22 protein-coding genes are annotated in these 22,553 nt (G+C 44.2%); 14 read left to right on the forward strand and 8 right to left on the reverse strand.

Annotated elements, in window-relative coordinates; genetic code table 11:
• The first annotated feature begins 4 nt into the window (after positions 1–4).
• On the forward strand, positions 5–835 hold the full coding sequence (locus WAE59_RS23180; RefSeq protein ID WP_337858379.1) for a DUF3658 domain-containing protein: 831 nt from the start codon (positions 5–7) through the stop codon (positions 833–835).
• Positions 836–843: 8 nt separating this feature from the next.
• On the opposite strand, the gene WAE59_RS23185 is transcribed toward WAE59_RS23180, so the two are convergent.
• Positions 844–1,260: a Dabb family protein gene (locus WAE59_RS23185; RefSeq protein WP_337858380.1), complete on the reverse strand. Its 417-nt coding sequence runs from the start codon at positions 1,258–1,260 to the stop codon at positions 844–846.
• Positions 1,261–1,342: 82 nt separating this feature from the next.
• On the opposite strand from WAE59_RS23185, the gene WAE59_RS23190 reads away from it, so the two are divergent.
• Positions 1,343–2,587, forward strand: a complete 1,245-nt coding sequence (locus WAE59_RS23190) for an alpha/beta fold hydrolase (protein WP_337858381.1) — start codon at positions 1,343–1,345, stop codon at positions 2,585–2,587.
• Positions 2,588–2,605: 18 nt separating this feature from the next.
• On the opposite strand, the gene WAE59_RS23195 is transcribed toward WAE59_RS23190, so the two are convergent.
• Positions 2,606–3,130, reverse strand: a complete 525-nt coding sequence (locus tag WAE59_RS23195; RefSeq protein ID WP_337858382.1) for an OmpA family protein — start codon at positions 3,128–3,130, stop codon at positions 2,606–2,608.
• Between the two features lie 153 nt (positions 3,131–3,283).
• Between WAE59_RS23195 and WAE59_RS23200 the strand changes: the two genes are divergently transcribed.
• On the forward strand, positions 3,284–3,847 hold the full coding sequence (locus WAE59_RS23200; protein WP_337858383.1) for a YegJ family protein: 564 nt from the start codon (positions 3,284–3,286) through the stop codon (positions 3,845–3,847).
• 103 nt (positions 3,848–3,950) lie between these two features.
• Here the strand turns inward: WAE59_RS23200 and WAE59_RS23205 are convergent, their stop codons facing one another.
• On the reverse strand, positions 3,951–4,400 hold the full coding sequence (locus WAE59_RS23205; protein WP_337858384.1) for a GyrI-like domain-containing protein: 450 nt from the start codon (positions 4,398–4,400) through the stop codon (positions 3,951–3,953).
• A 72-nt stretch (positions 4,401–4,472) separates the two neighbouring features.
• Entirely contained in the window at positions 4,473–5,009 is a 537-nt protein-coding gene (locus WAE59_RS23210; protein ID WP_337858385.1) for a hypothetical protein, read from the reverse strand.
• A gap of 240 nt (positions 5,010–5,249) precedes the next feature.
• Between WAE59_RS23210 and WAE59_RS23215 the strand changes: the two genes are divergently transcribed.
• The 3 genes from WAE59_RS23215 (at position 5,250) to WAE59_RS23225 (ending at position 7,368) form a co-directional block, all read left to right on the forward strand.
• Positions 5,250–5,540 (forward strand): hypothetical protein, encoded by a 291-nt coding sequence (locus WAE59_RS23215; RefSeq protein WP_337858386.1) that lies wholly within the window; start codon positions 5,250–5,252, stop codon positions 5,538–5,540.
• A 116-nt stretch (positions 5,541–5,656) separates the two neighbouring features.
• Positions 5,657–6,166: a DinB family protein gene (locus WAE59_RS23220; protein ID WP_337858387.1), complete on the forward strand. Its 510-nt coding sequence runs from the start codon at positions 5,657–5,659 to the stop codon at positions 6,164–6,166.
• A 17-nt stretch (positions 6,167–6,183) separates the two neighbouring features.
• Entirely contained in the window at positions 6,184–7,368 is a 1,185-nt protein-coding gene (locus WAE59_RS23225) for an AhpC/TSA family protein (protein ID WP_337858388.1), read from the forward strand.
• A gap of 300 nt (positions 7,369–7,668) precedes the next feature.
• On the opposite strand, the gene WAE59_RS23230 is transcribed toward WAE59_RS23225, so the two are convergent.
• Entirely contained in the window at positions 7,669–8,274 is a 606-nt protein-coding gene (locus tag WAE59_RS23230; protein WP_337858389.1) for a hypothetical protein, read from the reverse strand.
• A gap of 175 nt (positions 8,275–8,449) precedes the next feature.
• Here WAE59_RS23230 and WAE59_RS23235 point away from each other — a divergent pair, with 175 nt between their 5' ends.
• The 8 genes from WAE59_RS23235 (at position 8,450) to WAE59_RS23270 (ending at position 20,590) form a co-directional block, all read left to right on the forward strand.
• Positions 8,450–9,028 carry an RNA polymerase sigma factor gene (locus tag WAE59_RS23235; protein WP_337858390.1) on the forward strand — a complete coding sequence of 193 codons (579 nt, stop codon included), beginning with the start codon at positions 8,450–8,452 and terminating at the stop codon, positions 9,026–9,028.
• A gap of 78 nt (positions 9,029–9,106) precedes the next feature.
• Positions 9,107–10,231: a FecR family protein gene (locus WAE59_RS23240; protein ID WP_337858391.1), complete on the forward strand. Its 1,125-nt coding sequence runs from the start codon at positions 9,107–9,109 to the stop codon at positions 10,229–10,231.
• Between the two features lie 129 nt (positions 10,232–10,360).
• Positions 10,361–13,762, forward strand: a complete 3,402-nt coding sequence (locus WAE59_RS23245) for a TonB-dependent receptor (protein WP_337858392.1) — start codon at positions 10,361–10,363, stop codon at positions 13,760–13,762.
• Positions 13,763–13,769: 7 nt separating this feature from the next.
• Positions 13,770–15,329, forward strand: coding sequence for a RagB/SusD family nutrient uptake outer membrane protein (locus tag WAE59_RS23250; RefSeq protein ID WP_337858393.1), 1,560 nt, complete (start codon positions 13,770–13,772; stop codon positions 15,327–15,329).
• Between the two features lie 10 nt (positions 15,330–15,339).
• Entirely contained in the window at positions 15,340–16,287 is a 948-nt protein-coding gene (locus tag WAE59_RS23255; RefSeq protein ID WP_337858394.1) for a DUF5017 domain-containing protein, read from the forward strand.
• Positions 16,284–17,792: a metallophosphoesterase family protein gene (locus WAE59_RS23260; protein ID WP_337858395.1), complete on the forward strand. Its 1,509-nt coding sequence runs from the start codon at positions 16,284–16,286 to the stop codon at positions 17,790–17,792. The genes WAE59_RS23255 and WAE59_RS23260 overlap by 4 nt, the downstream gene beginning before the upstream one ends.
• A 108-nt stretch (positions 17,793–17,900) precedes the next feature.
• Entirely contained in the window at positions 17,901–19,793 is a 1,893-nt protein-coding gene (locus tag WAE59_RS23265; RefSeq protein WP_337858396.1) for a heparinase II/III domain-containing protein, read from the forward strand.
• Between the two features lie 14 nt (positions 19,794–19,807).
• Complete coding sequence (locus tag WAE59_RS23270; protein WP_337858397.1) at positions 19,808–20,590, forward strand: sialate O-acetylesterase; 783 nt, start codon at positions 19,808–19,810, stop codon at positions 20,588–20,590.
• Positions 20,591–20,652: 62 nt separating this feature from the next.
• On the opposite strand, the gene WAE59_RS23275 is transcribed toward WAE59_RS23270, so the two are convergent.
• From WAE59_RS23275 to WAE59_RS23285, 3 genes are read right to left on the reverse strand one after another with little or no spacing between them, the layout of a single operon-like run.
• Positions 20,653–21,294, reverse strand: coding sequence for a hypothetical protein (locus WAE59_RS23275; protein ID WP_337858398.1), 642 nt, complete (start codon positions 21,292–21,294; stop codon positions 20,653–20,655).
• Positions 21,294–21,890, reverse strand: a complete 597-nt coding sequence (locus WAE59_RS23280; RefSeq protein WP_337858399.1) for an RNA polymerase sigma factor — start codon at positions 21,888–21,890, stop codon at positions 21,294–21,296. Before WAE59_RS23280 ends, WAE59_RS23275 begins: the two co-directional genes overlap by 1 nt.
• A 22-nt stretch (positions 21,891–21,912) precedes the next feature.
• A complete protein-coding gene (locus WAE59_RS23285; RefSeq protein WP_337858400.1) occupies positions 21,913–22,506 on the reverse strand; it encodes a hypothetical protein in 594 nt (197 codons plus the stop codon).
• Positions 22,507–22,553: the final 47 nt, after the last annotated feature.

Raw genomic sequence — 22,553 nt, forward strand, 5'->3', positions numbered from 1 at the left:
AATCATGAAAACCAATAAAGAAATACACGTTGTTTTTGGAGAAAATTCCTATTTAACGCTCCACAAAAGTGGCCTGCTCGATCCAGATGATACTGAAGTAATAGCCTTATCCAACGCATTAAATGAAGGTCCTGTGTGCAGCCTTGAATCTACTGAACAGGAATTACAAGCCAGGACGGATTGGTTCATCAGAATCACGAAGGCCATGTTCGCAGGTTCTTATTATGATCAACATCGTTCTCAAATTGAAGATTTGGGAAGGCTGTCCAGAATACTTGAGTATGTAAGACTGGGCAGCAGGATTTATTTATGGACAGGCCTCAATGCCGCTGAATTCACTGGAACCGCCAGACTGTTTTATTACATAGCTAGCTATGCCGACAATTTTTCCATAGCAACCTTCCCTCATTTTTCTACTACTAAGGTCAATGGGAAAATAAACTGTACCAATTCTTTGGCTACAACCAGGCAGGAAGAGGTTCCTTACATTTTTAAAAACTTCAAACTACAGAGCGAAACAGATTTTCAGGTCTGGAAGAAGAGAGGGCAGGTGTTGATGACGCAAAGTGGAAACCTAAGAATACTTCAGGATGATGGTTCATTAAAAGAGGTGCCGGAAAATTATTTTGACAGCGCGCTTCGCGACAATTGTAAAATTGACTTTCAAGAGTCTGCCCTTACTGTAGCCTATACTCTTTTCCAGATAGATTTTGCAGTTGGGGATATATTCCTGACCTGGCGCTTAATTGAGATGGCAAAAAATAAGGAAATAGAATACAAAGGGGATTTAAAGGCATTGAGGGATTTCGAGCTCAGATTGCCTGTACTCCCATAATGATCAGCTTACACCAGCAGCGTATCTCTTACCTCCACTTTTTTCCAATACTTCTTAAAGCGTTTGGAAGCCTCCAGATGTTCAGGATGATTTTCATAAACATTAATGTCGTCCAGGCTTTTAAAAGTAAGAATCAGGTTGAAGCTATAAGAATGATCCACCACCTCACGTTTGTGGGTAGGAGCTGGTTGGCCATAATTTAAAGACTGTACTCCGGGAATCTTTGCCAATATCTCAAAATATTTCTGACAGTCGCGCTCATCTTCTTTGGTGCTTTCGTCCTTTAGCCAAAAATAAACTGAATGAACAATGACTCCGGCTTTTAAAGGATTGAAATCGCTATACATAGACTTGTTTTCATTTGCCAATACAGGCCCTGTTAATAATGCCAATGTAGAACCAGCAATAAAGCTTCTTCTTTTCATGATATTTGGTTGAATAATACTCCGGCAAATATAATTTATTTGAGTAAATGCGTATATTCCTAAGTCAATTCCTTCAAACGCCATGAAAGCACAGCAGATCCAAATTATTTTTCTTTGTATTCTTTTTATGAACTTCAACAACAACGTCAATGCGCAGGAAAGCACTGCTAAAAAATTTAAGAAATTGGATTGGCTGATTGGAAAATGGCAGCGAAGTAACGCAAAAGTGGGGCAATCAGGCTATGAGACCTGGAATAAAGTTTCCAGCAGCAAATTGGTCGGTAGGGGATTTACGTTGGAGGGAGAAAAAATTGTTTTCGAGGAACAGCTGGAAATCAGCATCAAAGATGATCAGATTTTCTATACCGTTAGTGTCGCAGGGGATCCGAAACCAGTCGCTTTCAAATTAACTTCCATCACTAATGATGCCTTTGTATTCGAAAACCCGGACCATGACTTCCCAAAAAAGATAGCGTATACGCGAGATGGGCTGGGCATTAAAGCTGTCATCTCCGGAGAGGGGCGCAGTGTAGACTTTAACTTTCAAGCACAGGTCCCAGCAGAACATGGCTACGCCGAAATCAATGGTATGAAGATGTATTATGAAATTCATGGTGCAGGCCGGCCACTTGTATTGATTCACGGGGGCGGTTCTACTATAGAGAGTAACTTCGGCCGAATCATCCCAATGCTTGCCAAAAATAGAATGGTTATTGCAGTTGAATTACAGGCACATGGGAGAACCAGTGATAGGAATGCAGACCTTACTTTCGAGCAGGATGCAGACGATATTGCAGCACTTTTAAACCATCTGAAGATTGATAAAGCCGATTTTTTAGGTTTTAGCAATGGAGGAACCACAACCTTACAACTCGCTATTCGCCACGCAAAAATCGTCAATAAAATCATCCTGGCTTCAGCACTCTCCAAGCGTACTGGTGTTCCTTCTGGCTTTTGGGACTTCATGAAACAGGCAAAATTAGAGAACATGCCACAGGAATTGAAGGAGGCTTACCTTGCCGTTGCAGCTAAGCCAGCTGGCCTTCAGGTGATGCACGACAGGGATGCCAAACGTATGGTAAACTTCAAAGACATTTCAGATAAGGAGATCGAGGCCATTAAAGCTCCAGCACTGATCCTGATTGGAGATAAAGATGTCATCACACCTGAACACGCCATTGAAATGCACAAGCTGATCGCAGGTTCAGAACTGGCCATCATTCCAGGTCTGCACGGTGAATATATTGAAGAAGTAACCACTTTGAAAAATAAATCCCGACAGGCAAGCTTTGTGGTTCCAATGATTGAAAGCTTTCTGGATAAATAGTAGTCTAAATACTTTTTATTACTTCAGCAGTGTCACCTCAACACGTCTGTTCTTCAACCGACCTTCAGGGGTTTTATTACTATCTACAGGCTGATTAGGGCCTTTACCAGATGTTTTGATGCGTGATTCGGCAATGCCCTCGGCTACAAGAAAGTTCTTTACCGAGACAGCTCTTTTCTCAGAAAGCCAGATGTTGTACTCAGGCGTGCCCGTAGCATCACTATGCCCATCAATCTGTATTTGGCGTTTCGGGTCTTTCGATTTTAATATCTTCGCTACATCTGTCAGCTTGCTCTTTGCCGCATCACTGAGGTAAGAAGAGTTCGTAGGAAACAGTACTTCCGAGCTAAAAGTGAATTTAATACCGTTCTCAGTCCGCACGACTTCATCACTGGGCAATTCCTTTTTTAACCAGTCCAGTTCATCGTCAGCGCTCTTCTTTTCAGTAGCAGGCATCTCAGATTTAGCAATGGTCTTTTTCGTTTTGCAGGATAGCGTCAGACTGACTACAATCAACAATAAAATGAGAGAATGTTTATTCATGTGTTTGAAGGGTATTATTTATGCTGTACTTAAACCCAAAAATACACTTATTGTTAGGATGTCCTAGATTACGTCGGTATAAAAATTACAAATACCATCATACTTTCTAGGCCAAATTTGTAGATTTACTTATCTAAATAAGCTTTCTAAAATATGGCAGTAGGATTTATCCCAAGGAACAAGAAGGAATTCTCCCTTAGAGAACTCAGTTCAATACAATACTTTACATTATTCGCTATTTTACTCTGCACCGTGTTGCTCGGCTGCCAAAATAAATCCCAAACCATTTCAAGAACGGGGGAGCCTGATATTGCTCAAATAAGCGGAGATGACGTCGCGATGAATAATGCCATCCTGACTGCAAGAAAAACCATCACTCAATTCGATTCGGTATTGAACAGCGTTAATACCAGCATAGACGGAGTAGCGCTAAAAGCCCGCTTTGACACACCTACTGGCGATGGTGAGCACATTTGGCTTACTGATGTCAAAAAAATAAAGGGCCAATATTCTGGTGTCATTGGTAACCTCCCAAATTCAACTCAGGAAGTAAAAATTGGGGATACCGTGTCGATTTCGAATGACCGTATAAGCGACTGGATGTATCTACAGAATGGTAAGTTAAAAGGAGGCTTTACCATTCGAGTATTGAGGGATCAACTCTCTACAGAAGAAAAAAAAGCATTCGATGAAGAAAACGGAATCATAGTAGAATAACTCAAAGCCGTTTTTATAGATTCCTACAAAAAGGGCTTTGATTCTATTACGGTTGTCCATTCGATTCCTGATTTAGAATCACCAGTATACTTCGCTATGAGTACTACTTTACTGCAATATAGATATCTACTTCCGACTCGGGACCATTCTGTGATTTGGCTCCATAAAGTTCAAAATCATAACTGTATTTTCGTTTCAGTTCTGCATCCCTGTTCCATACATCTACCCAAACATCCACAACAGCTTGTGGCATTTCACCTTTAGCAACGAATTTTTCAAAGTTATCCGGTAGAAACTCACGACCAATTAAGCCTTCTGGAACTTCCTCAAGCGTAGATACCGGAACGCCTATGAGAGTAGTATATGCTTCTTTGAAGTCACTTACATAATCCGTGTAGATCGCTAGAATGTCACCAGAGATTTTATTGGGGATTCGATCTATAATGCCATCAGCAAAAAACTGCCCCCAGAGCTTTCCTAAATCAGTTTGCGATTGATTATTTTGGTTCGTCGTTCGCGTAGATATTCCTATTATCTTAAATCCTTCAGTCATATGATTTGGTGAGTCTAATAATGCCTTTAAAACGAGAGGCGAAGATAACGTAATTAACTACTACAAAATACCCTAGTTCAAATTTACAGGTGGCATCTCATAAGAGAACGTCATTTCATCTACAAAGATCTGGTCGATGTGCTTATTAAATCGTTCCAGATCTTTTTCATGGAGGTGTAATACAGAATAGTAAATCAGTTGAGGCAAATTGTTTTGATCGTATGATTCAAACATCAGCTTGCTGTAGCACTGTCCATTTTCTTTGACTTCATCATATGGAATAAATGTAATTTTTCTGTGAAATGGGATAGTGCGTAGGCTAGTAGTAAAAAATCCATAATGATGCTGATAGCTCATTGATCTAGCATTGATGATGAGCCATTCTTCGCCGTACAGGTTCCATAACGTAAATCGGATCAGAAAAAATTCAAGAAGCGAAAAAGCGACCGCAGCCAGTGGAACTTTTTCAAGAGAGAAAATCGCGATCGCAGACAAAAGTACAAGGTTCAGGAAAGAAAGAATGATTTTAGCAATGATGCTGGCTCTTACAGCGATCGTCGCGTATACACATATACCGTCATACCGTATGTCGAGCTCGTTAATGGTCATAATCAAATGTAATCATATTTCTGATTTTCTATAATAGCCAATGAGAACTATATTCTTTATTAAAGCTCCACAAGCTTTTTAAGTAATTTATTTTACATCTTAAATGCATAGTTTAGCACATTCTCATTAATCTGGCATTAGCATGATAATCTTCAAAGAATAGTAAGTCATGAACGCAAAGATTTAAGCTGGTTCCCAGATGAAGACGACACGCTAAGCCGCCTGCGAAATCTCTTCGTTGTGGCAAACGTCCCCAACACTTATAAAGGTGCCTTAATTTTAATGAAGGATGATCTGTTCAATTATGCAGAAGAACTTATTTCTTACCCATACGCTGTCCTGCCAGAAGAAAAACTGTTATATCAAGATCTGACTATTTCGCATGGTCAAATGCCATTGATCATAAAGATTTCCGCCCATTTGAATATCGACCTGCTTAGCACGGATATGGAATTGCTTCGTAATGTTTCAAGAAGACTTTCTCTAGAACCCTTTGTTGTAAAACTATACCGAGGAACGGTTGATTTATGAAATCTCGAGATGTAACATGATCACGATAGCGCCCAATTTATCACCCGAAAATAAGAAAAAAATGCTATTTTGACAGAGCAATATCTAACATAAACGGTCATTAAAAACTAAAACATATGTCTTCGGCACTCGAAGTCTGGCAACGAGGCCCATTGCCTGAAGTTCCAGCCTTATTACAACCAGTAGCCCATGCGCTTTTACAAGCCAGGGAAGAGATTAACGAATATATGGAAGCTTTTCCAGCAGAATTACTTTGGACAAAGCTAGCGGGAAAGGCAAACGTTGGCTTTCACCTTCAGCACCTCAGTGGTGTGCTAGACAGGGTTTTTACCTACGCAAGGGCAGAAAAACTTTCTGAATTTCAATTTGCGCAGCTGGCAGAGGAGGGGCATGACTCACAAGATGGCTATAGTACCCAGGATTTAGTTGAACGCTTCAATAAGCAGGTCGACAGTGCATTAAAGCAATTGATAGAAACCAACGAAAGCACTTTGACTAATTATAGGGGAGTAGGGCGGGCGGGTCTTCCATCGACTGTAATCGGACTCCTTTTCCACGCGGCAGAACATACTATGCGACATGTAGGTCAATTAATGATTACTGTTGCAGTGCTCAGATACAATTAGAAAGCTAACATCCCACTATGAAATCGCTCCTTTTTCTTACCCTCATAACCCTCATCATACAAAACAATTCCTTTTCCCAAGACAGTCCAATCACGGAAAAATTTATATTGTCCGGTCAATTGCAAGGAGCAGAAAACAATATCCTGATCCTACAATATACCAATGCAAAGGGGCAATATACCTCCGATACATCGGCCGTAAAAGATGGGTTCTTCAAATTTTCAGGTTTCATCTCTGAGCCAACTATTGCATATTTTTCAGATCTGCGCAAATCCCGTAATATGGATGACCCAAATCGCCTGGTGCTTTTCCTGGAGCCAGGGCTCATCACTGGTGAATTTCATAATGGGAACCTTCGTTATGCGAAAATCGAAGGATCTAAAACGCATCAGGAATATAGCGAGGTCTTCTATAAGTTCCAAAAGCGGAGCGATTCGCTCAGCGCTCAATTTAAAGGTCTTACCGGTGTAAATAAACAATATCCAGATTCAGCATTAATTAAAAAAAAGCTAACCGAACTGTCAAAAGATAGCAGGACATTTAGTGATCTGTATAATGAAGCAGAATATTCTTTCTCGCTCAATTACCCCAATTCAGTCGCGAGTGCATTTTTGCTCGAGAATTTTATTGGCAGAACAGGTTACAATATCGATTCATTGCAACTTATCTATAAAGCTTTTTCAGATGAAGTCAAGAAAAGCAGACTGGGGAGGCAGGTACTGAAGTCGTTCGAGATTTATTATGGAACCAGCGTAGGCGGGAGGGTTAAAAATTTTACTGCTACAGATATCCTTGGAAAGAAGTTTAGGCTAGACAGTATCTCTGGAAAGCGACTCATATTGCTTGACTTTTGGGCCTCCTGGTGTGCCCCATGTCATGAACAAAGTCCTTCTTTAAAGAAGTTGCATCAGAAATACAGTTCACAGGGTTTAGAGATCATCAGTATATCGGTTGATACCAGCAGGGAAGCATGGAAAAAAGCAATGTTAGTGGATCGTTTTCAGAGCTGGACGAATATTCTTGCGAGTGATGCTTTTGTATCCAAGGACGAGCTGCCCCTAATTAGCAAGTACAACGTTACCGGCTATCCGACTGTAATCCTCCTGGATGCTGAGCGCAAGATTATTTTTAGAGCAACGGGTTTTAATGGCAAAAACAGCGAGATCGAATTAGAGAATGTCGTCGATAAAGCGCTAAAGTAAATCAGCTTAAATATCTAAAATAACACCTATTTAGCAACCATTGCAGTGAGAAGCTGGTTGGAATCAGTAAAATATTGACCAATACAATCGGAGGAGCACATCTACCTTGTGATTCTTCATCTACTTTTGCCAGGTCAGACAGTGCCTCCAAACAAAGGGGATACAACATCAGAATAACGAAGCTGAAGAAATAAGAAAGTCCCAAGGGCTGTATATGGTGTCTTTTAAACAGAAAAAGCAAGAACCAGGGCACCACAATATAGGGTAGGAGTAAGATCAAAATCAGCATAGTAAGGATTATTACAGCTTATTGTATTCCACAATTAAAGACCTTACAAAATCAAAAGAAAACCTATCCTCGGTTTTATACCGCTGCATCACATGTTCATTGTCCCCAATCAAGCTGGACAATGCATCTTTTCTGTCCTTTCTGCTACCCCAAATGCTGCTGGTTTTTACTTCTAAAAGCGCTGTACCCTGCTTTTGTGCAAACCAACGTTGGTCTTTCATATTGTAGCTGGTACCCAGACCGGTAAAATTGCCTCCATTGTACATTGGTGCGCCTTGTACACGGCTGGTCACCAAATACTCATAAAGTTGAATTTTGCCATCCTCCAGTACATGTAAGAAGGTAGGGCGTTTCCCCTTATCCATACTCAAGGAGCGGAAGGTACCGTGTCCGGCTTTGTACATTTCGTTGATCTGTTCCGGATTGTATTTCTGGGCCTTCTTTGTGCCAACAGGTACAAACTTCACCTTTTTCACAGAATAATTTTTCACTTCACCCATCGTCTTGGTCCCGTCCTTGGCTATGACGTAATCTGTTTGGGCCAAAACGGTTCCGGACGATACCAGTAAAAACAAAAAGGTTAAGAATGCGAGGGCGTGTTTTTTAATGTATTTCATGCTGAGCGATTTAAATGAGTCTCAAATTTAAATATTTTTTTCATACGATACCTTAACATGAGCCAGCCGATTTCATAATTCTGAGTTAACATCACCAAATTATCTTTGTCCGGCAGGGTCATGGGAATAAAAACCAACATGATCCATCTAGAAATTGAGGGAAACGAATAATCATATGGATAACTATAAAGACCTCGCAGACGATGTTTTGCTGGACTTGTTGACTTCCGGCGATCATCTCGCTTACAAGCAGATCTACCAACGATACTGGGCAGTACTTTATCGCCATGCCAGGCGAATGATCTCCGATGAGGAGGAAGCCAAGGACCTGATCCAGGACCTGTTTACCAACCTTTGGTACAAAGCAGATGAACTTAAGATTGAAACTTCCCTTTCGTCCTACCTCTATGGAACCGTACGCTATCAGGTCTTTGGCCTTATCGATAAGCGGAAAGTCCGCCAGCAGCACATTACCTCACTTCAGAAGTTCATGAAGGAGGCCGAATTTACTACCGATACCACCGTCCGGGAAAACGAACTCAAAAGACTCATTGAAAGGGAAATCTCCATGCTGCCCCCTAAAATGCGCGAAGTATTCGAACTGAGCAGAAAATCGCAGCTCAATCACCGGGAAATCAGTCAGCAAATGGACATATCCGATCAGACGGTCAAGAAGCAAATCTACAATGCAGTAAAGATCTTGCGCCTCAAATTCAGCGGAATCGGCGTTTTCCTATTCTTTTTCCTGCAATAAAAAATATTTCATTTTCTTCTACCACTTTTCATCGAGCTAACCCACTCACACATATACCGCCTACATGCGGATGAACATATGAGTAATGAAGAGTTGGACATCTTAGTGAAAAAATACCTGGACAACACCTGCAGTCCCCAGGAACGTGCAGCACTGGAATCCTGGTACAATAAGGAAACGGAGCTCAGCGAAGTCCATGAGGATTCCGTCGACTACCAAAAACTGGAATCCGCAATCTGGAAATCCCTGGAAAAAGACACCCAGTTACCAAGACGCATCAACTGGCCAGTCATTTCGGGTGCAGCAGCGGTTCTGCTTCTTTGCTCGGTACTTTACTTCCACAATCCGCAACAAGCGACACAACCTGTAAAACAGGAAAATCAAACAGTGAACAGGATCCTGCCAGGTGGCAACAAAGCCGAACTGCTCCTGGCAGATGGCTCCATTGTTCCGCTTTCAGATGCCAATACCGGACTTCTTGCAAAACAAGGAGAGGTGACCATCAGTAAACCGGAAGAGGGCCGGATCAGCTACCAGGCTTCGGCAGCACAAACTGAAGAGAACATCAGTTTCAATACTTTGAGGACACCCAAAGGCGGACAGTACCAGATCGACCTGCCGGATGGAACCCGGGTCTGGCTCAATTCTGCTTCCTCCCTGAAATTCCCAACGGCCTTTAGCGATGTTGAACGTCGCGTTGAAGTGTCCGGAGAAGTCTATTTTGAAGTCGCTGTCAATAAGAAAAAACCCTTCAAAGTCGCCTCAGCCGGTCAAACGGTTGTGGTGCTGGGCACGCATTTCAACGTCAATGCCTATCCCGAGGAACGCCTCATCCGAACCTCTCTGCTGGAAGGTTCCGTGAAAGTAATTTCAGAAAGGAAATCGGTGACCATCAAACCTGGTCAGCAAACGGTGTTCGACACTCAAACCCAGGAAACTACTGTACAGGATATGGATGCTGATGCGGTACTGGCCTGGCAAAAAGGCTATTTCCAGTTCAATAATGAAGACATCCGGAGCATCATGCGCAAGCTTTCCCGCTGGTACGATATCGAGGTCGAGTATTCCGACAAATTTATAGATCAAAGGTTTAATGGATCGGTTTCCAGGTTCGAAGAGGCCGCTAAGGTACTCCGTATGCTGGAATACACCGGTACAGTTCACTTCAAGACCAAAGGAAGGAGGGTTACGGTTATGCCTTAGCGCTACACTAACAACCTTTTTTCCAAATAAAAAAGCCGGAGATGCTTGGAACCATCCCCGGCTGCGATTTGGAAAAAATTAAATATTGCCTTTCTAACAATCTTAAATCAGCCAAAACATATCAAAAGTATGAATTTTCATAGAGAAATTATGCGTGCTACATTAACCTTCGTTTTAGTAACGGTTTGTCTCATACAGGTGTCTGCGGCCAGCTTTGCCCAAAGGGTGACTTTATCGCTCAAGCAGGCCTCGTTGTCTACAGTTCTGTCCGACATCAGGAAACAGACGGGTTACCATTTTATTTACAACAGCCAGTTGCTGGAAAAGGCCAGTCCGGTCGATATTCAGGTAAAAAACTACACAATTGCCGATGCCCTGGAAAAATGTTTTATAAACCAGCCCTTCAGCTTCATCATCGAGGAAAAAACGGTCGTCATCAAAGAAAAGAAAAGCTCAGTAAAGGCAGCCTCCGAAATCATCGGCAGGGTTACCGATACGCTGGGGCATCCTTTGCCCGGGGTCCGCGTGCAGTTAAAAAATAGCAGCACCGCTGCTTTCAGTAATGTCGAGGGGAAGTATGCGATACTTGTACCCGATGGAAATGCCATTTTGGTATTTTCCTCCATAGGTTATACCACTGTAGAAGCTTCGCCGGGGAGCAGGCAGATTGTAAACGTGACACTGAAGGAGTCTGTCTCAAAACTCAATGAGATGGTGGTAATTGGCTATGGCAGTGTTGCCAAAAGGGACCTGGTTGGTTCCGTTGGGTCGGTTAACATGGCAGAATTGCTAAAAGCACCGGTAAGGTCTTTTGAAGAAGCCCTGGCTGGCCGTGTTGCAGGGGTACAGGTCACTTCGGTAGACGGACAACCCGGCTCGGCCATTAACATAGTCATTCGCGGCGCCAACTCCATTACCGGTACCAATGCGCCACTGTATGTAATAGATGGTTTTCCTATTGAAAATCCAGACAACAACACCATAAACCCCGTCGATGTAGAATCCATAGAAGTATTAAAGGACGCTGCAGCCACGGCAATTTATGGTGCCAGAGGTTCTAATGGGGTAATCATTGTCACCACCAAATCCGGTAAAGAAGGTACAGCAGTAGTTTCTTACGATGGAAGTTTTGGTAACCAAAGGGTGTTGCAGCGCATCAAAGTATTCGACTCTTACGAATTTGTAAAGTATCAGTATGAAAGATTGGATAAAAGCCTTGCGGATTCATTGTACATCAGCGAAGCACGTCCAAATATAGATGCTTACCGTAACGTAGAGCCGGTGATCTGGCAGGACCGCATGTTCGAAGATTCCCCTCAGCAAAGCCATACGCTTTCCATAAACGGCGGTACAAAAGGCACCAAATATGCATTTTCAGGTAACTTCTTAGACCAGCAAGGCATCATGGTCTCCTCTGGTTATAACCGCTACCAGGGTCGGCTGCGTTTAACGCAGCGGGTGAACGATCACTTTATGATCAGCGGAAACGTGAATTACAGTGCTACCAAACAGTTCGGTAGCTCGCCAATTCCTGCCTCAGGCTCCTTCCTGTCCGAAGCGCTGATGTACAGTGTCTGGGGATACCGGCCGGTCAACGGAAACCCTGGAATTGATGTGGGAGAAGAAGACATGGACCTTTCTATCGACATGATCAATGATAAGCGTTTCAATCCGCTTACGAACTACGAAAATATGATCAGGGATAGATTGGGAAATACCTTAACCGCCAATGGCTCCGGAGAATACCAGATCAAGGATTTTACGATCAAGATCTCAGGAGGTATTACGAGGGAAATGACCAGGCTAAATTCATTTGACGGTTCCAAAACCCGTGCCGGCAGTCCTATAACTCCACAGGGCATCGCAAATGGGGTGAGCGGTAGTGTGGCCTATGCTGAGGTAAATAATTATTTAAATGAGAACACCGTTACTTACAATAAAAAGTACGGCAAATACCACCAGTTAAATGCCGTCGGCGGATTTACCATTCAGGGCAGAAGTTCCAATGGATTTGGTGCAGCTGCCATTTTCGTTCCAAACGAGCCCCTTGGGGTTAGCGGTCTGGACGAGGGGCGTCCAATCAGCATTTCATCCAGGTCTACCAACAACACACTGGCTTCCTTTTTAGGACGTGTGCAGTACAATTATGGCTCTAAATACCTGGCGACCTTCTCTATGCGCGCAGATGGTTCTTCTAAATTTGGCCCCGGCCATAAATGGGGTTATTTCCCGTCAGGGGGAATTGCCTGGCGCTTCAGCAAGGAAAATTTCATGAAGTCTGTAGACAACATTATTTCAGATGCTAAAATTAAAGCGACCATAGGTGCTACAGGTAACAATCGGGTAAGCGATCATGCCTGGCGGTCTACGCTCAATTTAACAAATGGTGCAATCTACCCATTCGGCAATGGCATCTCCCGCGGACTAATACCCATAGAATTGGGTAATGATGAGCTGAAATGGGAAACAACCATTCAGGCAGATCTGGGTCTCGAACTTTCCTTTTTTAACAACAGGGCAAACCTGCTGGTAGATGCCTATCGAAAAACTACACATGATTTATTGCTGGATGCACGTTTGCCGCCAACCCTCGGATTTTCCAGCTCCTTCAAGAATATCGGAAAGGTGAGGAATGATGGATTGGAGTTTACATTGGAGACAACCAACATCCGAACTAAGGACTTTATGTGGAGCACCAATTTCAACATTGCCTTTAACAAGAACAAAGTATTGGAACTTGCAGAAAATGAGCAGGCATTGGTCAGTTCCATCAACTGGGACACCAACTACCGCAACCTGGCGGGCTACGTGGCCAAAATTGACGAACCTATCGGTATGTTTTATGGCTTGATCTGGGAAGGTAATTATCAGATCAATGATTTTAACCTGCTTCCCTCTGGGAAATACCTGCTGAAGCCAGACCAGGCATCCAATGGTAATGACCGCGATAACATTCAGCCGGGCGATATCAAATACCGCGACTTGAATGGTGACGGAATTACCAATTCTTTAGACTATACCATTATCGGAAATCCCAACCCTGATTATATCGGCGGGTTCTCTAATAATTTTTCTTACAAGGATTTTGATTTGAATGTATTCTTCCAGTGGTCGGTCGGCAACGAGGTGTTCAATGCCAACAGGCTTGTGTTTGAGGGCCACGGTCGCGCATCGCAAAATATGTTTGCCACCTATGCAAACCGATGGACGCCCGAGAATCCAAATAACACGTACTATAGAACAGGCGGCTATGGACCCTATGCTTATTCCAGCAGGGTAATTGAGGACGCGTCCTTCTTGAGGTTAAAAACAGTCTCCTTAGGCTACCAGTTGCCGCAAAAACTATTAAAATCATTGCGGATTAAATCATTGCGGGTTAACGCTTCCGCACAAAACTTGTTCACCTGGTCAACCTATCAGGGATATGATCCGGAGGTTTCTGCCTACAATTCTGCATTAACACCAGGATTTGATTGGTCTGTTTATCCCCGGGCCAGAACATTAACCCTAGGCCTTAACCTTTCTTTTTAATACAGTTATGAAAGCTACATATTTACTACCCGTCTTTATTATCCTGCTTGTATTAAGCTCCTGTAAAAAGTACCTGGATGTAGATCCTACAGACTTTTCTACTCCCGAAACATCATACGAATCACCCAGAGACCTGGATCAGGCGCTTACGGGAGTTTACAGCATCTTAAACAATACCGGCACCTACAGCAGAAACCTGGTGTTCGACCTGGCATTTGGTACAGACGAAGCATTCTATAAGCGCTCTACTGCTCAGATAGATCCAATTGTTTACAATGCTGATGGTTCCAATTCTGTCATCACCAACACCTGGAGTTCCCTGTATGAGGGCATTAACAATGCTAACTTACTGCTCGAGAATATCGACCGTCCGGTTATGGATGAAACCGAAAGAGGCAGGATTAAGGGGGAAGCCTTGTTTTTAAGGGCATTCCTGTTCTTCCAGCTGGTACACCTCTGGGGTGATGTGCCGCTGATCTTAAAGCCCACGAAATCTGGTATCTATGTCAAAAATGCGCGTACGCCGCAAACTAAGGTCTATGAGCAGATCCTGGGTGATATGCTCATTGCAGAAAGCCTGGTAGCCGATACCATTGGTAAAGATGGCTCTGGCAGGGTAACCAAGGCTGCAGTCTGGGGTGTTTTGTCGCGCGTATGCCTTAAGATGGCTGGTGCACCACTCAAAGATGCAGCTAAGTTCGCAGATGCCAAAAAGTGGGCAGAAAAAGTGATGCTAACCGGCAGACACCGTTTAAACCCAAATTATGCGCAAGTGTTTACCAACCTTACTCAGGATAAATATGATATCCAGGAATGCATCTGGGAGGTGGAGATCGCTGGAAACGGAATTGGCGATCCATTAAAAACCGGGGGCTGGTTTGCCAAGAAACTATCTGTACGCAACCAATCAGCCCCGCTATATGGCTATGCCGAAGTGGGGGCAACCGCCATATTGTACCGCAGGTACGATGATCCGCATGACGTACGAAGGGACCGGAATATTGCGACTTATTACTTCCCAAACCTTAAAAGTGAGTCACTGAATGATACCCTCCCACATGCGGCTACGGCCATCTATGCCCGGGATACCGGAAAATGGCGTATTCAGGAAGAGCTGTCAGGCACCAGGAATTCGGATGCCGGACCGACCAACTTTCCGCTCCTGCGTTATGCCGATGTACTGCTGATGTTTGCGGAAGCAGAAAATGAGATAAACGGACCAACAGATGCCGCCTTCAAAGCATTGAATGAGGTAAGGGCGAGGGCTAAAGCCAGGGCATTTACGAGTACAGATGCCCCTGACAAGGATAGCTTCAGACGACTGCTTCAGGACGAACGTTCAAGAGAACTTTGCTACGAGGCCACTCGTAAATTCGATTTGATCAGATGGGGCATATTCCTTGGTGTGATGAAGGATGTGGAAAGTGATATTCTGTCCAACGCACCCAGCAATCTTCAATATGGCGCAACCGGTTATACCAACGTTCGGGCACGCAACCTGCTGCTCCCGATTCCGACCGTAGAAATGAACCTAAACAGTTTAATGAGACAAAACCCAGGCTATTAACAGATTTTATATGAACACAAAATATCTAACAGGAAAATTAGCAGTGCTGCTGGCATTATGTTTATTTGGCTGTAAAAAGAATGAAATAGAGCGCCCGGAATTTAATGCTACCGTTAATAAAAGCACTTATAAAGTGGGGGACACTGTAGTTTTCAACATGGAAGGCAATCCGGATTTCGTCACCTTTTACTCCGGCGAGTACGGTAACGACTATGCCTATATCGGCGGACGCACCCTCGACATTAAATCCTTCAAACTCGCCTTCCAGACCCGCGTCCGCAATGGCAACCAGCCCAACCAGTTCAGCGTGCATATCTCCAATAATTTCAATGGGAAATTCGATATCGAATCCGTTAGGTCGGGAAATTTTCAAGACATCACCAGTATGTTTACTTTATCCACGGTAAACACGGTGTACGCCAATTCCGGGGAGGTCGACCTTACGCCCATGGTAACCGATAAAACCAAGCCCCTTTACATCGGGTTCCGTTACATCTGCAAACCGCAAACGGCCGCCAGCGGCCCCAATGGTACCCAGCGGAACTGGGACGTAAGGGAACTTACGCTGAAAACATTAACGAACATAGGTGAGACAACGGCAATCGACCAGCTCAGCGGTGCATGGAGTCTGGTAGAAAGCGGTGCAATCCTGGAAGAAGGTCGCAATACGGTTAACCTTAGCAGCGGGTTGATTACCCTTCGAGGCAATGCCACCGCGGCTGGGAAATTGGTAGAAACAGAAGCTTGGGCCATCAGTAAAGCAGTAGATCTAAATACGGTAATCTTAGGGCCTGATAAAAGTATTCCCGTTAAATCCCTTTCCGAAACATTGGTGCCTTTGTTTAGCCATGTGTACACTCAGCCTGGCACTTACAAAGTCGTATTTGTGTATACCAACCATCGGATAGAAGGTAAAAAAACAGCGTTAAAAGAAATAGAAATCACTGTTGAACCATGATCAGACCATTCACAAAATACCTCTTCCTAAGCCTTTTATGCTTATTGAGCGCTACCGGTTTTGCACAGAACTTCATCCCTGCGGGCAGTATCGTCTATCCCTTCAGGGCTTCACCTGCCATCGTAAAAACCGGTACGCAGTTCCACATCCTGTATAACAATAAAGGTCAGTATACCATCGATTCAATAGTGCTCAAGGGACCTTACAGCCGTGTGAAACTCAAGATCGATTCCATCTCCAAAGGACGCTTCGAGTACGATTCCTATACCACCATGTACACCAACAACAAGATCTGGGTCACAGTTCCGGCAGGCAAGCCCGAAGACATGTACGACCTCATGGTCTATGCCGCGGGCGAAGTAGAGCTTTCCCGCAGATCGGTGAAACTGGTCAGAGAATTTGCCGCCAAACACAGCTTCATCCACATCAGCGATACGCATGTGTCCCGCAATTGGGTGGGACCGGCCGACAATGGTTTCGCGGAAGAGCTGCAATTGCTGGACCGCTTCATCACTGTGGCCAATATCATCGCGCCCGACCTGGTCATCGTGACCGGCGACCTGATCCACGACTATACCCGATTCAACAAAGATGCACGGGGCTGGGGAGGTGATACCATCAAGGGCTATACCAAGCTGCCCACCATCGAAGAAAAATACAGGAACTACTTCGAAGGTGCAAAAGGTTACCGTGGCGTGCAGGCCATCAATGCACCGGTGTTTTCCGTTCCGGGCAATCACGATTTCTATGGCATGAAGGAAGACAACCATCCCGCCAAGGCCTCTCAATGGAATGCGCTCTGCGGCATCAGGGTATCCGGTTTGGCTTATGCAGGCACCCGTTTTATGTTTATAGACGATTACCTCGGCGATCCGGTGAAGGACATACCCAATAAAAAACCAATGTCGGGCCTGCAGGGCAAAAAGCTTTATGAGTTCCTGGAAAGCAACGGCCCTGGGCAATTGCGTATTATGGCCCAGCACAGGCATGACAGGGCCGATACTGCTTTCCTCAACCAACAAAAGGTAGCCCTGATCGTCAATGGCCACATCCATACCCCGCATGTAGACACCCTCGGTAAAACCCCAACGATAAGGATGCGTCCGGGTGTAGTGGCCCGAAGTGGAGAGGCCCACCGCTGGGAACAGATCCTTGGATTGTTCCGCATCATCAGGATCGATGGCGATAAATTTGAGTTCAGCGAACCGCTGCGCTTTTGTTCCAATCCGATTGAGGCCTATGACAAGATCAAACTGAACCTAACCTTGACATACAAATCAGGTAATACAGGTTTGTCAGTTAATAATGAAGCCATTATAGATAACAAGATTCCGGCAGATCTGCCGGGATGCAGGGTTCGTTTTGTGATGAAAAAAGGAAATTATCAGGTCACAGGAGGAAAGATCAGGCAGCAATTTGACAGCGGAAAATTTTCCATTGTAGATGTAGATACCGATGTGAATGCTAACACAATTAAAAAAATAAGTATTAAATTGAAAGGATAACCAATGGCCCCTGGCATCGTCTAGGGGCCATTATTTAGCTTAATCCTAAACCGAATGATGACTTTTAAGAAGATACTATTCTTGCTGCTATGTTTTTTGCCCTGTTGGTTGACCGCACAGACAAGCAATTCACTGCTTTTTAAGTTATATGCTGAAAAGAAAGATTCCGGTGTGTTCGGGAGCGTTGAGGAGATTAAAAGATCAAAGAAAGAAGATATCATTGCGAGGATAAAGGTATTATCGACAAGCTCAAAATCTGAAATCATCAAAAATGCAGATGCAGCAGTCGGCAGTCCCTGGAGCATCTTAACCCTGACCGAATTCAATGAGTTTAAAATCTCGGGTAATAGGGTCGATTATGAAGGTAAGTACTTTTCCCGCAGAAATAAGCTCAATGCGCTCGTTATTGGAGAACTGGTTGCTGGTGATGGCAGGTATCTGAAGGAAATTGTAAATGGCCTGGGTTTGGTTCTCGAAGAAAGCACCTGGGCACTTCCCGCGCATATGGGGCTGCAGAAAGCTGGCAATGGCCTACCTGACGTAGACGAACCAATTGTAGATCTTTTTGCCGCACAGACGGCCTCGACTCTCGCCTATATGAAATACCTGCTGGGAGATGAACTGGAAAGCTATTCTCGCTTGTTGATTCCACGTATTGATGCGGAACTGAACAAGCGCGTTTTCGATCCCTACCTCAACCGCGATGATTTTTGGTGGATGGGCTTTAAAACCAACCGCAAAATGAACAATTGGAATATTTATATCAATTCCAATATCCTGCTATCTGCGCTATTGGCAGAGGATAAACCCCAGCGTCGCAACCGGATCATAGAGAAAACCATTAAAAGTGTAGACCATTTCCTGGGATCATACCCTCAAGATGGAGGTTGTGACGAAGGCCCTTCTTATTGGGGAATGGCTGGTGGCGCACTGATAGAGTATATAGACCTGCTTTCCGTTTTTTCCGCTGAAAGATTAGACTTTTCCCGGATCGAACTCCTTCCGCAAATAGGCCGCTACATCTACAGGGTTCATATAGACCAAAACAACTATGTGAATTTTGCCGATGCCGCTGTTGCCAATGTACAGGACGCCGGTAAGGTTTATAAGTTTGGGCGCTTATTTCATGACGAAAAGTTATTGCAATTCGCGGCATACCTTAGAAAGATAAACCAGGGAACTGAAGGTCTTGACCTTGGAAACATCAACGGCTTTGTCAACTCCCTGCAAATCAAAGATGAGATTTCAGCGCCTAAGCCACTAGCGCCACAGCTCCAATACGTGTGGCTGCCGGATGTTCAGATCCTAACGGCCAGACAGGAGCAAGGCACTGCCAAAGGTTTGTTTTTTGCTGCTAAAGGAGGTCATAATGGAGAGAGTCATAATCACAACGACCTGGGCAATTTTGTTATTTATAAAGATGGATTGCCACTGGTGATTGACGCAGGGGTGGGCGTATATACAAGACAAACCTTTAGTTCCGAGCGCTATAAATTATGGTACATGCAATCGGACTGGCACAATTGTCCAAGTATCAATGGCTTCATGCAGCAAGCCGGGGCGAGCTATAAAGCTAGTTCACTGCGCTGCGCAACCAAAGGCAATAACACTACACTCAGTATGGATCTGGCTAAAGCTTATCCTGAACAAGCTCAGGTAAATTTCTGGAACAGAACTTTTACTTTTGATCACAAGCAAGGCATCCTCAGCCTAAAGGAAAGTTACAGTCTGAAAAGTTTTAAAGAGCGCAACAGGTTAAACTTCCTGGTCAACGGAACCGTGACTAAAGTAAGAAATGGAGTGCTGAGGTTGACGAATGCTGAGGGTAAGTCGATATCATTGATTTTCGATCCGGAAGAATTTGACGATGAGCTGGAAATTAAAAAAATAGATGATGCCCGCTTAGCGGTTTCTTGGCATAATGATTTATGTCGCGTCATTCTTAAGGGGAAAAGTAAAAAATTGAAGGGGACACATCAAATAGAATTTAGAAGTCAATGATTATTCAATATAAAATGAGAAATGCCAGTCTGCTCGCTATAATGCTTATTTGCACATTATCAGTTACTTTCGCTCAAAGCAAAGCTGATCCTAATTTCGAACTGTATATCCTCATCGGACAATCAAATATGGCAGGCAGGGGAGCCCTGAGCCCTGAACCGCAAGCTGTAGTAAATCCAAGGGTCTACATGTTCAACAAAGACACCATATGGGTATTGGCAAAGGACCCCTTACATTTTGATAAACCCAAAGCCGTAGGAGTGGGGCCGGGACTTACGTTTGGTATCGCGATGGCCAGCTCAAACTCTGGAGCTAAAATTGGCCTGGTCCCTTGCGCCGTTGGCGGAACGGCAATAGAGGCATGGCAACCGGGTGCTTTCGACAAAGCGACCCAAACCCATCCCTATGATGATGCCTTGCTACGCATCAGGGCGGCGATGAAATATGGACAGATCAAAGGGGTGATTTGGCATCAGGGCGAAGCTAATAGCACAGAGAAAAAATCCTCCTCGTATCTGATACAATTGGAAACACTTATTAAAAGAATTAGAAAAGAGGTCGGAAATCCCCAGCTTCCATTTGTGGTCGGAGAACTGGGCAGGTACAGAATTCAATATGACCTGATCAACGTTCAATTGGCAAAAGTGCCCAATCTTATTCCTTATACCGGACTCGTAAGTTCGGAAGGTTTAGTTCACAAAGGCGACAGCACCCATTTTGATGCGCCTTCCGCACAAAAGCTGGGGCAACGGTATGCAGAAAAAATGATGGAGCTTCAAAAGCAACAGCACAAATAAATATGAAGCAGAGACACTTTATGGCCAGATAATCGGCGCAGTGGTTTTATTTTCGATGTCCATTAGAGATTCACAACCGGGATCCGCAGTCCCAAAAGCTGGTCATTTACATCAATATCCAAACCCAACAGCGGCTCCTGTACCCGTAGACCGTAAAATTTCTCGGGCACTACTGATATACTGTCTTTCTCGAGTAGTCCGGCCTGCACAGGCAGCTTTGCTTTTGGACCAGGTTTTACCCTTCTGGCTATTTTCGCATGGGAAACAAGCTTCTGTACAACAGCCTGTTCTGGAAGATTTATGGATTTTTTCTTTAGCTCCTCCTTCGACTTGGGCAATTCTACTTTAACATGTCCGGGTTTCAACTCTGGCCTGGCTGAAGGCCCTGCTTTAAAAAACACTACGCCCAGGCAAAGTGCTACGAATAGGCAAGCTGCAAGAGACAAATGTTTCGCTGACAGCGATACGCGCAGCGAAGGTCTCCTTGCCGCATCAAAATGCGCTTTCAGCTTCGCAGGAATAGCCGCTGAAGGCACCAATGCCTCATCACTGGTATCACTCATCGTGTGCTTTAGGATCAGGTGATAAGCCGTGTAGCTTTCTTCAGTAAGCGACGCAGCTACAAAAATGCGCTCCTCGGCATTCAACTCCGCGAAAGTTTTGCGCATCAGGAGCGATTCCATTCTTGGTTCCAGGGTATCCATTATTTGTCTTCTTTATAAGGGTTAAAAATATTGAGTCCCGAGTTCAGCTTTTTCAAGGTATAAAACAGCCTCGATTTTACCGTACCCTCAGCACATTCCATGATCTCACTGATCTCCTTTACAGAAAGGTGGTCCTGATACCTCATGGCAAAGGTAAGACTTTGCAGTTCATCCATCTTGCCAAGTTCTTCCCTAAGCATCTTGTTGAACAAGCTCAGGTCAAATTTGCCCAGCAGGGCAGAGGAGCTGCTGTCCATGATCGCTGTGAAATCATAATCGATCACCTGATGGCCTCTGACCTCATTTTTTCGGTATTCATTTTTACACATATTGCTCGCCATCGCATAGAGCCAGACCTTAAATTTTTGATCCCTCTGAAACAATGCTGCTTTTTCGATCACCTTCAGGAACAAGTCCTGCAAAAAATCCTGTGCCTTTTCCTCATCCTGGTACAACTGCCTGTAAAAGAAGCGCAATAAGGGCTTCGAATACCTGCGGTACAGTTCTTCAAATGCGGGGTGCCGGCCTTTTACCACATATGCCATTAGCTCCTCATCGGAGCTAACGGCATATGATTTTGGTAAAAATGAAAGCATTGATTCCGGTTTCTTAATTCAATTATTTAGATTCTTCAAAATCAAGGTTTTGTGGTCCGGACACTGCAGTTCCTTTCTCCAATATATTGGTAACGGGAACACTTTTGTCTACCACCTCAAATTTCAGGTCATCCAGCCATACTTCTCCGGGACCAGCTTGCAGTACGCCGAAAGCAAAGCCCTTACTGTTTTCCGGTGCGTCCAATACGATCTCGTATTTTTTCCATCCGGTGGTACCTGTGATCGGTCTTTTTTGCATATTGTCAAAGGCAAGTACATTGTCTTTGTCCGGTCCGTCTATCCTGAACCACATTCCTGCCCAGCTTTTCACATCTTTAGATTTGATATAGCCCGAAAGACGTACCCTTTTTCCAAGATAAGTGCTAGGATTGAAGCTCTGCATGATCGTCCCAAAGCCATCTACTGCTTTTTTCGACTTCAAAAAGGCCACATTGCCATTTCTTTCCGCATCTTTTACCGTACCGATTTCATAGCTTTCAGGATTACTTCCTGCAAGGAACCAGCCCTTGATGTCGTCCATAGGGGTGAAGGCAAAGACGCTGGAGAGTGCCAGAAGCGCAGCCCCGGCTATGGAATAGAGTTTTAATTTTTTCATGTTGTTTCGCAATTGATTAAATATAACTGATTATTTAAAGCTTAATA

The sequence above is a fragment of the Pedobacter sp. GR22-6 genome (genome assembly GCF_037402555.1).
Lineage (GTDB): Bacteria > Bacteroidota > Bacteroidia > Sphingobacteriales > Sphingobacteriaceae > Pedobacter.

Excerpts from the sequence above, each read along its gene's own strand:
- WAE59_RS23190 (WP_337858381.1), top strand. The coding sequence starts at position 1,343 with ATGAAAGCACAGCAGATCCAAATTATTTTTCTTTGTATTCTTTTTATG.
- WAE59_RS23210 (WP_337858385.1), bottom strand. The coding sequence starts at position 5,009 with ATGACCATTAACGAGCTCGACATACGGTATGACGGTATATGTGTATAC.
- WAE59_RS23230 (WP_337858389.1), bottom strand. The coding sequence starts at position 8,274 with ATGAAATACATTAAAAAACACGCCCTCGCATTCTTAACCTTTTTGTTT.
- WAE59_RS23235 (WP_337858390.1), top strand. The coding sequence starts at position 8,450 with ATGGATAACTATAAAGACCTCGCAGACGATGTTTTGCTGGACTTGTTG.
- WAE59_RS23270 (WP_337858397.1), top strand. The coding sequence starts at position 19,808 with ATGAGAAATGCCAGTCTGCTCGCTATAATGCTTATTTGCACATTATCA.
- WAE59_RS23205 (WP_337858384.1), bottom strand. The coding sequence starts at position 4,400 with ATGACTGAAGGATTTAAGATAATAGGAATATCTACGCGAACGACGAAC.
- WAE59_RS23250 (WP_337858393.1), top strand. The coding sequence starts at position 13,770 with ATGAAAGCTACATATTTACTACCCGTCTTTATTATCCTGCTTGTATTA.
- WAE59_RS23275 (WP_337858398.1), bottom strand. The coding sequence starts at position 21,294 with ATGGATACCCTGGAACCAAGAATGGAATCGCTCCTGATGCGCAAAACT.
- WAE59_RS23260 (WP_337858395.1), top strand. The coding sequence starts at position 16,284 with ATGATCAGACCATTCACAAAATACCTCTTCCTAAGCCTTTTATGCTTA.
- WAE59_RS23200 (WP_337858383.1), top strand. The coding sequence starts at position 3,284 with ATGGCAGTAGGATTTATCCCAAGGAACAAGAAGGAATTCTCCCTTAGA.
- WAE59_RS23240 (WP_337858391.1), top strand. The coding sequence starts at position 9,107 with ATGAGTAATGAAGAGTTGGACATCTTAGTGAAAAAATACCTGGACAAC.
- WAE59_RS23220 (WP_337858387.1), top strand. The coding sequence starts at position 5,657 with ATGTCTTCGGCACTCGAAGTCTGGCAACGAGGCCCATTGCCTGAAGTT.
- WAE59_RS23285 (WP_337858400.1), bottom strand. The coding sequence starts at position 22,506 with ATGAAAAAATTAAAACTCTATTCCATAGCCGGGGCTGCGCTTCTGGCA.
- WAE59_RS23280 (WP_337858399.1), bottom strand. The coding sequence starts at position 21,890 with ATGCTTTCATTTTTACCAAAATCATATGCCGTTAGCTCCGATGAGGAG.
- WAE59_RS23180 (WP_337858379.1), top strand. The coding sequence starts at position 5 with ATGAAAACCAATAAAGAAATACACGTTGTTTTTGGAGAAAATTCCTAT.
- WAE59_RS23245 (WP_337858392.1), top strand. The coding sequence starts at position 10,361 with ATGAATTTTCATAGAGAAATTATGCGTGCTACATTAACCTTCGTTTTA.
- WAE59_RS23225 (WP_337858388.1), top strand. The coding sequence starts at position 6,184 with ATGAAATCGCTCCTTTTTCTTACCCTCATAACCCTCATCATACAAAAC.
- WAE59_RS23195 (WP_337858382.1), bottom strand. The coding sequence starts at position 3,130 with ATGAATAAACATTCTCTCATTTTATTGTTGATTGTAGTCAGTCTGACG.
- WAE59_RS23185 (WP_337858380.1), bottom strand. The coding sequence starts at position 1,260 with ATGAAAAGAAGAAGCTTTATTGCTGGTTCTACATTGGCATTATTAACA.
- WAE59_RS23255 (WP_337858394.1), top strand. The coding sequence starts at position 15,340 with ATGAACACAAAATATCTAACAGGAAAATTAGCAGTGCTGCTGGCATTA.